Annotated in this window: 9 protein-coding genes; 3 read left to right on the top strand and 6 right to left on the bottom strand. The window is 60.0% G+C overall.

The annotated features are described in order from the left end of the window. Nucleotides 1-61: 61 nt before the first annotated feature. The 5 genes from ACJ8HN_RS06950 to ppsR form a co-directional block, all read right to left on the bottom strand. Entirely contained in the window at nucleotides 62-2,143 is a 2,082-nt protein-coding gene (locus tag ACJ8HN_RS06950) for a TonB-dependent hemoglobin/transferrin/lactoferrin family receptor (RefSeq protein ID WP_442523206.1), read from the bottom strand. A 94-nt stretch (nucleotides 2,144-2,237) separates the two neighbouring features. Continuing rightward, nucleotides 2,238-2,420: a hemin uptake protein HemP gene (gene hemP / locus ACJ8HN_RS06945; RefSeq protein WP_016927944.1), complete on the bottom strand. Its 183-nt coding sequence runs from the start codon at nucleotides 2,418-2,420 to the stop codon at nucleotides 2,238-2,240. Between the two features lie 171 nt (nucleotides 2,421-2,591). After that, nucleotides 2,592-3,077 (bottom strand): glutathione peroxidase, encoded by a 486-nt coding sequence (locus tag ACJ8HN_RS06940; RefSeq protein WP_174158905.1) that lies wholly within the window; start codon nucleotides 3,075-3,077, stop codon nucleotides 2,592-2,594. 105 nt (nucleotides 3,078-3,182) lie between these two features. Next, complete coding sequence (locus ACJ8HN_RS06935) at nucleotides 3,183-4,229, bottom strand: 3-deoxy-7-phosphoheptulonate synthase (RefSeq protein WP_004931381.1); 1,047 nt, start codon at nucleotides 4,227-4,229, stop codon at nucleotides 3,183-3,185. A 197-nt stretch (nucleotides 4,230-4,426) separates the two neighbouring features. Beyond that, nucleotides 4,427-5,287 carry a posphoenolpyruvate synthetase regulatory kinase/phosphorylase PpsR gene (ppsR, locus tag ACJ8HN_RS06930; RefSeq protein ID WP_049234269.1) on the bottom strand — a complete coding sequence of 287 codons (861 nt, stop codon included), beginning with the start codon at nucleotides 5,285-5,287 and terminating at the stop codon, nucleotides 4,427-4,429. A 459-nt stretch (nucleotides 5,288-5,746) separates the two neighbouring features. Between ppsR and ppsA the strand changes: the two genes are divergently transcribed. Then, nucleotides 5,747-8,125 carry a phosphoenolpyruvate synthase gene (gene ppsA, locus ACJ8HN_RS06925; protein WP_041034881.1) on the top strand — a complete coding sequence of 793 codons (2,379 nt, stop codon included), beginning with the start codon at nucleotides 5,747-5,749 and terminating at the stop codon, nucleotides 8,123-8,125. A 476-nt stretch (nucleotides 8,126-8,601) separates the two neighbouring features. Here the strand turns inward: ppsA and ydiK are convergent, their stop codons facing one another. After that, nucleotides 8,602-9,702, bottom strand: a complete 1,101-nt coding sequence (gene ydiK, locus ACJ8HN_RS06920) for an AI-2E family transporter YdiK (protein WP_033646299.1) — start codon at nucleotides 9,700-9,702, stop codon at nucleotides 8,602-8,604. Between the two features lie 244 nt (nucleotides 9,703-9,946). On the opposite strand from ydiK, the gene ydiJ reads away from it, so the two are divergent. Both ydiJ and menI read left to right on the top strand, forming a co-directional pair. Next, entirely contained in the window at nucleotides 9,947-13,003 is a 3,057-nt protein-coding gene (gene ydiJ / locus ACJ8HN_RS06915; RefSeq protein ID WP_442523205.1) for a D-2-hydroxyglutarate dehydrogenase YdiJ, read from the top strand. Continuing rightward, nucleotides 13,000-13,416, top strand: a complete 417-nt coding sequence (gene menI, locus ACJ8HN_RS06910) for a 1,4-dihydroxy-2-naphthoyl-CoA hydrolase (protein ID WP_016927938.1) — start codon at nucleotides 13,000-13,002, stop codon at nucleotides 13,414-13,416. The genes ydiJ and menI overlap by 4 nt, the downstream gene beginning before the upstream one ends. Nucleotides 13,417-13,456 lie beyond the last annotated feature (40 nt).

The raw sequence follows: 13,456 nt of genomic DNA, 5'->3' as shown, positions 1-13,456 counted from the left end.
ATTCTCCTGCGCTGTAATGCGAACGGCGGACAACCGGGTTGTCCGCCAGATAGTCAAATGATTACCACTGGTAGCTGACCAGCAGTTTGGCGTTGCGGCCATCCTGCGGGACGCCCTGCGGCGAGTAATATTCCTTGTCGAAGGCGTTGCCCAGCACCACGGTGGTGGTCATGCCCTGCAGACGATCGCGGCCCTTATAGCTCAGATAGAAGTCGTTGACGCCGTAGCCGGCTTGTTCGGCCGTGCCGGTCTCCACGCGCGTCGCGCGTTCGGCGAAGGTGGCGACCCAGCCGGCGGACAGGCCGGTTTCGCCCAGCGGCACGTCCAGCGAACTGGTGACGGTGTCTGGATTGATGCTGCTTAACCAGTCACCGGTTGCTTCATTTTTGCCACGGGTGCGGTTATAAGCCAAATCCCAGCCGAACCATGGTGTTTTATAGCTGAGCGTAGCGTCCCAACCCCATATTTTGGCGCGATCGATATTGGTCGAGAATGTGGTGCAACTGATGCAATAAGGACCTCGCGGACCGCGTCCCAGTTCCATCGTGACATCGGTGGTGATGTAGTCCTTGGCTTTGGTATCGAAATAGCTGACTTTGAACTGCAGACTGTCATCGGCCAGCATCAAATCATCGAAACGCAGACCAAACCCGTACTCTTGGGTTTCGTTGGTTTCCGGTTTCAAATTCGGGTTAGGCACCCAATAGTTGGTGATGGTGGTTGGTCCCATTGGAATTGAGAAGTGCTTGGAGTCGTTGTACATCTCACCCATCGTCGGCGCGCGGAACGCCTGAGAATAGGAGCCGAACAGCATCAGCCAGTCGGTAGGCGTAATACTGACAGCACCGCGAGAGGACCATTTGTCCGCATCCACATCGGCATAGCCGTCGCTTGAGCCCTTGTAATTGTCATAGCGGGTGCCGGCGAGCAGAGTGACAGGCAGATCGCGCAGCGTGATTTCATCCTGCAGCCAGCCTGAAGCGAAATTGATTTTTGCGTGTGGGAAACTTTCGGTAGCGCCGCCCGGTGTTTGTTCCTGTTTGTAGGCCTCGGTACCGTAGGTCAGCAGGTGCGAGGCGAAAGTATCCGCAAACAGGCGCGTTCGGTTTTCGAGTTTGGCGCCTTTCGTGGTTTGTTTGCGTGCTTCATCTTCGCTGCCATTGGCGTGAGCGTTAATTTTTACGTCTGAATAATACACTTTCGCTTCCGCATCCAGCCAATCCTGGCCGGCGGGTTTCAGTTTGTAACTCAGTGCCGCGTCGCGTTGAATCGTCGAACGATCGGTCATTAAGTTTCCACTGGAGCTGGCTGGCGTTTGCGGGTTTTTCGGCTCCTGCGCGCTGTTATTGTAGTAACGAAGATTGCCGCTCAGCGACTGATTGTCGTCGAGCTTCCAGGTGCCTTTGGCCAGCACGTTGCTGATGGTTTCGTCGTTAGGCGCATCGAAGCCGTTTCCCTGACGCAGATCGCCGACGTCGCGAGTGCCGAAAGACAGCAGGCCGTCGAGGTTATCGGTCTTGCCATAGGCGCTGGCGCCCATGCCCAGGCTGTGATCGCCGGTGCCGGCGGTGCCGTAGACGCGGAACCCGCTATCGTGGCCCGGCAGCAGCAGATCGGCGGCATCGACGGTCTCATAAGACACTACACCACCCAACGCGCCGCTACCGTACAGCAACGCGGAGGGGCCGCGCACGACTTCAATGCGTTTCACTAACGCAGGATCCAAAAATGTGCCGTTAATATGGCCGGTATCGGTCCCCTGGCGGATGCCGTCGACCAGCGTCAGCACGCCGCGTCGGTCGTAACCGCGCATCATGAGATCCTGCCCATTGCTGCGCCCGGAACCCGTGACGGTAATGCCCGGCACGCGGCGCAGCATATCGGCGGCGGTGCCTGCAGTTTGGCTTTCCGGCGAGTTGCCTTCGATGACCGTGACCATCATCGGCGCTTCAAAGCTGCTGCGCTGGTTGCCGGTGGCGACCACGGTCATGGTCTCGTCGGCGGCTTTGGCTTTTTTGGCCGGCGCCGCGTTGGAAGAGGATGTTGTGCTGGTGTTTTGTGCCAAGGCCACCGTAGGCAGAGCGCAGGCAATCGCCAGACTCAAAGCGGAAAAACGCAGCCGGGTGGAAAATGTCAGAGGCATGGTGCAACTCTCCGTATGTAATAAAACATATCAATAGATTTGCTGGCTGCCTGGATCAAAAGATCGGGGTGGCTGGCGTTTGAGGGTTCTGTGGTTATTTGGTCAGGATCAATTTCCCGGCTTTGGTCTGCCGCAGCTGATAGCGCTGGCCCTGATGGGTAATGAACGCGATGCCGTCGGCGCCGAGCAGCTGTGCGCTGTCGTAGCTGGGCGGCGCGTTTGCGCTGTGCTCGGTCGGGGCCGCGGCGGCGGGGGTAGGCGTGTTGGCAGTATCCATTATCATTGTGCTTATAAAACAGACCATTAAATGGTAATTAATATCAAACTGAGAATCATTATCATGTGAAGGAAAGGTTACATCAAGGAAAATTTTTTTACCGATGGAACCTTTTTGTCGAATGGACATCCGGCGGCGGGCCGGGCGTACCCGGCCCGTGTAAAAGGGGCGTTATTTCAGCAGGGTTTCGATGCGGTCAAACAGGCGTTCGGGCTTGGTGATCGGCGCAAAGCGCGTGACGCGCTGGCCGTCGGCGGTGAGCAGGAACTTGGTGAAATTCCATTTGATGCGGCGGCTGCCCAGAATGCCGGGCGCCAGGCGTTTCAGCTCATTGAACAGCGGGTGCGCGCTGGGGCCGTTAACGTCTATCTTGCTGAACAGCGGGAAACTGACGCCGTAGTTGAGGCTGCAAAAGTTGGCGATCTCCAGCGGGCTGCCCGGCTCCTGAGAACCAAACTGGTTGCAGGGGAAGCCGAGCACCACCAGGCCGCGTTCGCGATAGTATTGCCACAAATTTTCCAGCCCGCGGTACTGCGGGGTAAAGCCGCACTTGCTGGCGGTGTTGACCACCAGATAAGCGCGCGCCGGGTAATCGCCCAGCGTTTTTTGCTCGCCCTGCAGTGTGACGCAGGGGATGGATAACAGAGAGTGAATCATGCCGGGGCTCCAGGTGCGTTTCGGCGGGTGCAAATAGGTTGCAATCAGTATAGATGAGCGGTGCGGGAGGGATAAAGCCGGGGCGAAGCCCCGGCCTAGGTTGCGTCAGAAACGGCTATCGACCGCATCCGCCAGCATCGCCAGCAACTGTTCGCTGTCGGACCAGCTCAGGCAAGGATCGGTGATCGACTGGCCATAGGTCAGCGGCTGGCCGGCGACGATCTTCTGCGTGCCTTCCACCAGGAAGCTTTCCGCCATCACGCCGGTGATGGCGGCGGAGCCGGCGCGGATCTGTTGGCAGACGTTGTCGGCCACTTCCAGCTGGCGGCGGTGCATTTTCTGGCAGTTGCCGTGGCTGAAGTCGATCACCAGGTGTTCCGGCAGATCGAACTCGCGCAGGCTGTCGCAGGCGGCGGCGATGTCGCTGGCGTGATAGTTCGGCGTTTTGCCGCCGCGCATAATGATGTGGCCGTACGGGTTGCCGCTGGTCTGGTAGATGGTCATTTGGCCATGTTTGTCCGGCGACAGGAACATGTGCCCGGCGCGCGCCGCGCGAATGGCGTCGATGGCGATGCGGGTGTTGCCGTCGGTGCCGTTTTTGAAGCCGACCGGGCAGGAGAGCGCCGAGGCCATTTCACGGTGGATCTGGCTTTCGGTGGTGCGCGCGCCGATGGCGCCCCAGCTGATCAGATCGGCGATGTATTGGCCGACCACCATGTCCAGGAATTCGGTGGCGGTCGGCAGGCCGAGCTGGTTCACTTCCAGCAGCAGGCGGCGCGCCATTTCGATGCCACGGTTGACCTGGAAGGTGCCGTCCAGCGCCGGATCGGATATCAGGCCTTTCCAGCCGACGACGGTGCGCGGTTTTTCGAAATAGGTGCGCATCACGATCTCCAGGCGATCCTGGTAGCGTTCGCGCAGGGCGTTCAACCGGCCGGCGTAATCGACGGCGGCGTCGAGATCGTGGATGGAGCAGGGGCCGATCACCACCAGCAGGCGGCGGTCTTCACCGGTGAGGATTTTTTCAATGCGTTTTCGTGACGCGGTCACGTTGTCGGCGACGGCCGCCGAGATCGGCAGCTTGTCCGCCAACGCTTGCGGCGTGACGAGGCTGTCGATGCGCGCGGTCCGCAGTTCATCTGTTTTGTGCATGTTGTTCCCTGGAAACTGTTCTTCTCTGCGGCAGGAGTGCCGGGAAGTGATGGCGATCACAATAACGCAAAAAGCGCTGAATTCAACCGTAGAGATTGTGTTCTGTTGATCAAAGCCGCGAAAAAAAGCACAAAAAAATCAGCGGCTGCTGAAATAAACGGCAGGTGGCGGGGCGCGGCGGCCCCGCGAGGAAAAGGTCAGAACATGCGGCGGCTCATGCCGAGGATGTCGAGGATTTTGGTGGAGATCTCTTCGACCGAATAGTTGGTGGTATTGAGGTAGCGGATCTGATTTTTGCGGAACAGCGCCTCGACTTCGGCGATCTCCATACGGCACTGGCGCAATGAAGCGTAACGGCTGTTTTCACGCCGTTCCTCGCGGATCGCCGCCAGGCGTTCCGGATCGATGGTCAGGCCGAATAATTTATGCTGAAACGGTTTCAGCGAGGCCGGCAGGTGCAAATTGTCCATATCGTCGGCGATAAACGGGTAGTTGGCGGCGCGGATGCCGAACTGCATCGCCAGATAAAGGCTGGTGGGGGTTTTGCCGCAGCGCGACACGCCGAGCAGGATCACCTGCGCCTGATCGAGGTTGCGCAGCGAAATGCCGTCGTCGTGCGCCAGCGTATAGTCGATGGCGGCAATGCGCGCGTCGTACTTGCCGAGGTTGCTGGCGGTCAGACCGTGGGTGCGGTTCGGCACCGGCGTCGGCTCCACTTCCAGCTCGCCCTGCAGCGGGCCGACCAGCGCCTGCACGATATCCTGGCAGAAGCCCTGGCTCTGCACGATCACATCGCGCACTTCCGGCGAGATGATGGAGTAAAACACCAGTGGCCGCACGCCGGTTTCATTATAGATATCATCGATTTGTTGGCGAACTGCGCGAGCGCGCGCCTCGGTTTCGACAAACGGCAGGGTATAGGTGGTCGCCGTGACCGGGAACTGCGACAGCACCGCGTGTCCCAGCACTTCGGCGGTGATCGCCGTACCATCCGAAATATAAAAAACGCTTCTTTCCACCCGAGGCTCCTTACCTGAAAACGGTGTTACTGCTGTCATCACTGTCAATATCATGAGCCGCAGACGATCCGCCGGTAAAGGGGCGAGGGGAAAAATTGTGACGGCGGGGCGGTAAAGCGCCTTGCGGCGGCGCGTGAAGAAAAGCGCGCTTTGGCGGCGGTAAAAATCGCGGCGCAGCGACGCTTTTCGATCCGAAACGTAAATTTGCCGCTATTTTCACCAAAAACGGTAGCGTTTGCGTGGTCATTAAAACAGAAGTTTAAAAAGAGCGTAATTTGTTGAGAACTAAGCTTTTCGTGCGATTGGGAACGGTTCCCAGGCAAATCAGCCGGTTAGGACATTCTCTTAAAAACCACTTTCTTCAGTGGGTTGATCGATTCACCTTTCCATTTTCCCCGGATCAGTGTGCTAGTCTGATTCGGCTCCGTGTTAGCGGCGCCGTAAAGCAAGCGAATTAAATCCGTCTTTACCCTACTGATAGCAATAAGGATTGTCTCGATGTCCAACAATGGCCCAGACTTGCGTAATGTGCTTTGGTACAACCAGCTTGGCATGCACGACGTTGACCGTGTCGGCGGCAAAAACGCCTCCCTCGGTGAAATGATCACCAATCTTTCCGATTTGGGCGTGGCCGTGCCGAACGGTTTTGCCACCACCGCACAGGCGTTTAACGATTTCCTCGAACAAAGCGGTGTTAACCAGCGCATCTATCAGCTACTGGATCAGACCGACGTTGACGACGTTGCACAACTGGCCAAGGCCGGCGCCCAGATCCGCCAATGGGTGATCGACACGCCGTTCCACGCCGAGTTCGAACGCGAAATTCATCAGGCTTACCAACAGCTCGCCGACGGCGAACCGGAAGCTTCCTTCGCGGTGCGCTCCTCCGCCACGGCGGAAGACATGCCGGACGCGTCCTTCGCCGGCCAGCAGGAAACCTTCCTCAACGTGCAGGGCATCGACGCCGTAATGGTGGCGATCAAGCACGTGTTCGCGTCGCTGTTCAACGACCGTGCCATCTCTTATCGCGTGCATCAGGGCTATGACCACCGCGGCGTGGCGCTGTCGGCGGGCGTACAGCGCATGGTGCGCTCGGATTTGGCCTCTTCGGGCGTGATGTTCACCATCGATACCGAGTCCGGTTTTGATCAGGTGGTGTTTATCACCTCCGCCTTCGGCCTGGGTGAAATGGTGGTGCAGGGCGCAGTGAACCCGGATGAGTTCTATGTGCACAAACCGACGCTGCAAAACGGCAAGCCGGCGATCGTGCGCCGCAACCTGGGTTCGAAAAAGATCCGCATGGTGTACGCGCCGTCGCAGGATCACGGCAAGCAGGTGCGCATCGAAGACGTGCCGGAAGCGCAGCGCAGCCGTTTCTCGCTAACGGATGACGAAGTGCAGGCGCTGGCGCAGCAGGCGATCCTGATCGAAAAACATTACGGCCGCCCGATGGATATCGAGTGGGCGAAAGACGGCCATACCGGCAAGCTGTTGATCGTGCAGGCGCGCCCGGAAACCGTGCGCTCCAACGAACAGACCATGGAGCGCTACCAGCTGAACGGCTCCAGCCCGGTGCTGGTGGAAGGCCGCGCCATCGGCCACCGCATCGGCGCCGGTCCGGTGAAAGTGATCCACGACATCAGCGAAATGGATCGCATCCAGCCGGGCGACGTGCTGGTCACCGACATGACCGACCCGGACTGGGAACCGATCATGAAGAAGGCCGCCGCGATCGTCACCAACCGCGGCGGGCGTACCTGTCACGCGGCGATCATCGCCCGTGAGCTGGGGATCCCGGCGGTGGTGGGCTGCGGTCACGCCACCGACGTGCTGAAAGACGGCCAGAAAGTCACCGTGTCCTGCGCGGAAGGCGACACCGGCTTCGTTTACAGCGATATGCTGGATTTCAGCGTGCAGAGCTCCGAAGTGACCGAGCTGCCGGATCTGCCGCTGAAGATCATGATGAACGTCGGCAACCCGGATCGCGCCTTCGACTTTGCGCGTTTGCCGAACGAAGGCGTGGGCCTGGCGCGGCTGGAATTTATCATCAACCGCATGATCGGCGTGCACCCGCGTGCGCTGCTGGAGTTCGATCAGCAGACGCCGGCGCTGCAAAACGAGATTCGCGCGCTGATGCAGGGTTACGATCATCCGGTCGAATTCTACGTCGGCCGCCTGACCGAGGGCATCGCGACGCTGGGCGCCGCCTTCTGGCCGAAGCGCGTGATCGTGCGCCTGTCCGACTTCAAATCCAACGAGTACGCCAACCTGGTTGGTGGCGACAAGTATGAACCGCACGAAGAGAACCCGATGCTGGGCTTCCGCGGCGCCGGCCGCTACGTGGCCGACAGCTTCCGCGATTGCTTCGCGCTGGAGTGCGAGGCGGTGAAACGCGTGCGTAACGAAATGGGGCTGACCAACGTCGAAATCATGGTGCCGTTCGTGCGCACCGTGGCGCAGGCGGAAGCGGTGGTGGCCGAGCTGGCGCGTCAGGGGCTGAAGCGCGGCGAAAACGGGCTGAAAGTGATCATGATGTGCGAGATCCCGTCCAATGCGCTGTTGGCGGATCAGTTCCTCGAACACTTCGACGGCTTCTCCATCGGCTCCAACGATATGACCCAGTTGGCGCTGGGGCTGGATCGCGATTCCGGCGTGGTGTCGGAGCTGTTCGACGAACGCAACGACGCGGTGAAAGCGCTGCTGTCGATGGCGATTCAGGCGGCCAAGCGCCACGGCAAATACGTCGGCATCTGCGGCCAGGGCCCGTCCGACCACGAAGACTTCGCCGAGTGGCTGATGGAGCAGGGCATCGACAGCCTGTCGCTTAATCCGGACACCGTGGTGCAGACCTGGATCAATTTGTCGAAAAAGAAATAATGTCTCGGCATCGCTGAGGCATTAACGCCGGGCCGCAGTTAACGCTGCGGCCTTTTTATTTCTGAATGTAAATAACGGCGCGTAAAATAATCAATTCGACGAAAAAAGAATAAAAAAAGCCCACCGTAGGAGATGGGCAAAGACTACACACAGCAATTCACATGTATGGCATTACATTGTTCAGAAAGGTTGCTTTAAAATCAGTGATTTGAAGCAATAGATGGCCATAATACTAGATTTTTGAACGCGACTAGTCATTAAGAATCATCCTAATCGATAGCGGCATCACATTTTATTTGCGGGAGTTATCTCTTTTTGCCGTTTGCAACAAACAGGGATTTACATTGCACCTTTCATTCGCGGTGCCGTAATCAATATATGGCGGCATTATATTGGGTGGAGATATTACTCGAATGGGGTAGGAATAACGGCAGGAATGAAAAGTTCCGCCCGACGATGCGGGCGGAAGAGGGGAATCAGCGTTTTTCCAAATCTTCGATGACTTGCTCCGGCGCGGTGGTCGGCTCCGGCGCTTCATCCATCCAGGCGGTCAGCAGGCGATAAGATACCGCCAACACCACCGGGCCGATGAACAGGCCAATCATGCCGAAGGCCAGCAAGCCGCCGATAACGCCGGACAGGATCAGCAGCAGCGGCAGATCGGCGCCCATGCGGATCAGCACCGGGCGCAGCACGTTATCCAGCGTAGCCACCACGCAGCTCCAGACCAGCAGCACGGTGCCCCAGGTGGTATCGCCGTGCCAGTACAGCCAGATGATGGCCGGCACCAGCACCAGCAGCGGCCCCAATTGCGCCACGCAGCAGATGAAGATCAGCATCGTCAGCAGAGTGGCGGCCGGAATGCCGCTCACCGCCAGACCGATGCCGCCCAGCACCGACTGCACCAGCGCCGTCACCACCACACCCAGCGCGACGGCGCGGATCGCCTGGCCGCCCAGCAGCACCGCCGCATCGCCGCGCGCAGAGCCGAGGCGCACCGCAAAGTGGCGGATGCCCAACGCCACCTGCTCGCCGCGCGCATACAACAGGGCGCTGAACAGCAGCATCAGCGCGCAGTGCAGCAGCAGACGGCCGATATGCGCGGCCTGCGCCACGAACCAGGTGGCGGTTTGGCCGAAGTACGGCTGCACCTTCGCCAGCAGCGCGGCGCCGCCGGCGTTAACCAGCGTATGGTAGCTGGTATAGAGCCTGTCGCCGATCATCGGCACGGACTGCAGCCAGGCGAGATCGGGAATATGCAGCTTGCCCGGTGAGCTGGCCCAGGCGATCAGCGGCGCACTGTTATCCACCACGCTGCTGATCAGCAGAGAGATAGGCAAAATGAACAGCAGGATCAGCAGCAGGGTCATCACCAGCACCGCCAGCGAGCGGCGGCCCCACAGCAGCTTTTGCAGTTTGAGCAGCAGCGGCCAGGTGGCGATCACCACCATTCCCGCCCAAGCGAAGCCGAGAATGAACGGTTGGATCACCCAAAAACAGGCGACGATCATGATGGCGATAAACAGCACGCCGAAAATAATTCGCGGTAAGTCGTAACGCGATTGCGGGAGTGGCATCAGTGGCTTCTCATACTGGTCAATTAAATCCCTGGCACCGGCGAATCGGGTGCCTGTCGGTCGGTTTATTACCGCCGGGCGGCCGCCTGTGGCGGCGTTCGCAGGGCGGTAATAATGTGAATGCCTTCACTAAACGAGTATGTTAGTTTTTAGTGTCACTAAAAAATAGGGTGGGTCTGAATTAAAGGCCCGATTCAGCGTACATCAGCGCATAAAAAATAGACGGACAGGGTCAAAAAAGCGAATGATCCCACAGATTTCTCAGGCACCCGGCCTCGTTCAACGGGTGCTCGACTTTTTGGAAGCACTGAAGCAAAACGGATTCAACGGCGATACCGCCACCAGCTATGCCGACCGGCTGACGATGGCCACCGACAACAGCATCTATCAGCTGTTGCCCGATGCGGTGGTGTTCCCCCGTTCCACCGCCGACGTGGCGCTGATCGCCCGCCTGGCCGGGGAAGAGCGATTCAATGCGCTGACATTCAGCCCGCGCGGCGGCGGCACCGGCACCAACGGCCAGTCGCTCAATACCGGCATCGTGGTCGATATGTCGCGCCATATGAACCGCATACTGGAGATCAACGTTGAACAAGGCTGGGTAAAAGTCGAAGCCGGGGTGATCAAGGATCAACTGAATCAATATCTGCGGCCGTTCGGCTACTTCTTCTCGCCGGAACTGTCCACCAGCAACCGCGCCACCCTGGGTGGCATGATCAATACCGACGCCTCCGGCCAGGGTTCGCTGGTGTACGGCAAAACCTCCGATCACGTGTTGGGCCTGCGGGCGGTGCTGCTGGGCGGCGAGATGATCGATACCCGCGCCATGCCGACGGCGCTGGCGGAAACGATTGCTCTGGACGAGACCGCCGAAGGGCGTATCTACCGCACGGTGCTGAACCGCTGCCGCGAGCAGCGCGCGCTGATCCTGGAGAAATTCCCCAAGCTCAACCGCTTCCTCACCGGTTACGATCTGCGCCACGTGCTGAGCGACGATCTGCAAACCTTCGATCTGACGCGCATCCTGACCGGCGCCGAAGGCACGCTGGCGTTTATCACCGAGGCGCGGCTGGACATCACGCCGCTGCCGAAAGTGCGCCGTTTGGTTAACGTAAAATACGACTCCTTCGACTCGGCGCTGCGCAATGCGCCCTTTATGGTCGAAGCCAAGGCGCTGTCGGTGGAAACCATCGATTCCAAGGTGCTGAACCTGGCGCGTGAAGACATCGTTTGGCACTCGGTGAACGAACTGATCGCCGACGTGCCGGATAAAGAGATGCTCGGGCTGAACATCGTCGAGTTCGCCGGTGACGATCGCGCGCTGATCGACGGCCAGATGGAAACCCTGTGTCAACGGCTGGACGAATTGATCGCGCAGCGGCAGGGCGGCGTGATCGGTTACCAGATCTGTGGCGATCTGGCGGGCATCGAGCGCATTTACAACATGCGCAAGAAGGCGGTCGGGCTGCTGGGCAACGCCAAAGGGCGCGCCAAGCCGATTCCGTTCGCCGAGGACACCTGCGTGCCGCCGCAACACCTGGCGGACTATATCGTCGAATTCCGTCAACTGCTCGACGACCATAACCTGAGCTATGGCATGTTCGGCCACGTCGACGCTGGGGTGCTGCACGTGCGCCCGGCGCTTGATATGTGCGACCCGCAGCAGGAAGTGCTGATGAAGCAGATCTCCGATCGGGTGGTGGCGCTGACCGCCAAATACGGCGGCCTGCTGTGGGGTGAGCACGGCAAGGGCTTCCGCGCGGAATACAGCCCTGAATTCTTCGGGGAAACGCTGTATGAGGAGCTGCGCCGCATCAAAGCGGCGTTCGATCCGGATAACCGTCTGAACCCGGGCAAGATCTGTGCGCCGCTGGCGGTGGATGCGCCAATGATGCAGGTGGACGCGGTCAAACGCGGCACCTTCGATCGCCAGATCCCGGTCGAGGTGCGCACCTCGTTCCGCGGCGCGCTGGAGTGTAACGGCAACGGCCTGTGCTTCAACTTCGACGTGCGCAGCCCGATGTGCCCGTCGATGAAGATCAGCGGCAACCGCATTCATTCACCGAAAGGGCGGGCGACGCTGGTGCGCGAGTGGCTGCGTCTGCTGGCCGAGCAGGGCGTCGATCCGTTGGCGCTGGAGAAACAGCTGCCGCAGCAGCGCCTCAGCCTGTGCGGCCTGATCGAGAAGACCCGCAACAGCTGGCACGCCGGCAAGGGCGAGTACGACTTTTCGCACGAAGTGAAAGAGGCGATGTCCGGTTGCCTGGCCTGCAAGGCTTGCTCCACCCAGTGCCCAATCAAGATTGACGTGCCAGGATTCCGTTCGCGCTTCCTGCAGCTCTACCACACCCGCTATCTGCGCCCGGTAAGCGACTACATGGTCGCCGGCGTGGAGAGCTATACCCCATTGATGGCCCGCGTGCCGAAGGTGTTCAACTTCTTCTTCCGCCAGCCGTGGCTGCGGGAGATGAGCCGCAACGCCATCGGCATGGTCGATCTGCCGCTGCTGTCCAGCCCGACGCTGCGTCAGCAGCTGTCCGGCCACCGCGCGACCACGCTGACGCTGGAGCAGTTGGAAGGGCTGAGCGCCGAGCAGCGCGCAGATCACGTGCTGATCGTCCAGGATCCGTTCACCAGCTATTACGACGCCAAAGTGGTGGCGGACTTTGTCCGGCTGGTGGAGAAGCTCGGCTATAAACCGGTGCTGCTGCCGTTCTCGCCGAACGGCAAGGCGCAGCATGTGAAAGGTTTCCTGACGCGGTTCGCCCGCACCGCGCGCAAAACCGCCGATTTCCTCAACCGTGTGGCGCAGCTTGGCATGCCGCTGGTGGGTGTCGATCCGGCGCTGGTGCTGTGCTACCGCGACGAATACCGCGAGATCCTCGGCGCCGAGCGCGGCGATTTCCAGGTGCAGCTGGTGCACGAATGGCTGCAGCAGCGGATCGCGGATCGCGCCGAACAGCCAGCGACCGGCGAACCCTGGTATCTGTTCGGCCACTGTACCGAAACCACCGCGCTGCCGGCCAGCGGCCAACAGTGGGCGGCGATCTTCGCGCGCTTCGGCGCCAAACTGGAGAACGTCAGCGTCGGCTGCTGCGGCATGGCGGGCACTTACGGCCATGAAGCCAAGAACCTGCAAAACTCGCTCGGCATTTATGAGCTATCATGGCACCCGACACTGCAGCGTTTGCCGCGGCAGCGCTGTCTGGCGACCGGCTATTCCTGCCGCAGCCAGGTGAAACGCATCGAGGGCAATGGCGTGCGCCACCCCTTACAGGCACTTCTGGAGATGATTGAGTGAAATTGTGGAAACGTGAAACATCGCTGGAGCAGCTGAACCGCGCCGGCGACGGCTGCATGGTCAGCCATGTGGGCATCGAGTTTACCCAACTGGGCGAGGATTTCCTCGAGGCCACCATGCCGGTCGATGGCCGCACCCGGCAGCCGTTCGGGCTGTTGCACGGCGGGGCGTCGGTGGTGCTGGCGGAATCGATGGGATCGATGGCCGGTTACCTGTGCAGCGAGGGCGAGCAGAAAGTGGTGGGGCTGGAGATCAACGCCAACCACCTGCGCGCGGTGTTCGATGGCCAGGTGCGCGGGGTGTGCCGCGCACTGCACGTTGGCCGCCGTCATCAGGTGTGGCAAATCGAGATCTTCGACGCGCGCGATCGGCTGTGCTGCACTTCGCGTCTGACCACGGCGGTCATCGACTGATTCCCGCCGGTTTCCGCAGGCGATCGGCCTGCGGAGCCTT

The organism is Serratia sp. CY29653, assembly GCF_052169255.1.
Lineage (GTDB): Bacteria > Pseudomonadota > Gammaproteobacteria > Enterobacterales > Enterobacteriaceae > Serratia > Serratia sarumanii.
Note: the sequence above shows the minus strand (reverse complement) of the source record. Positions and strands in the feature narration are given on the sequence as shown.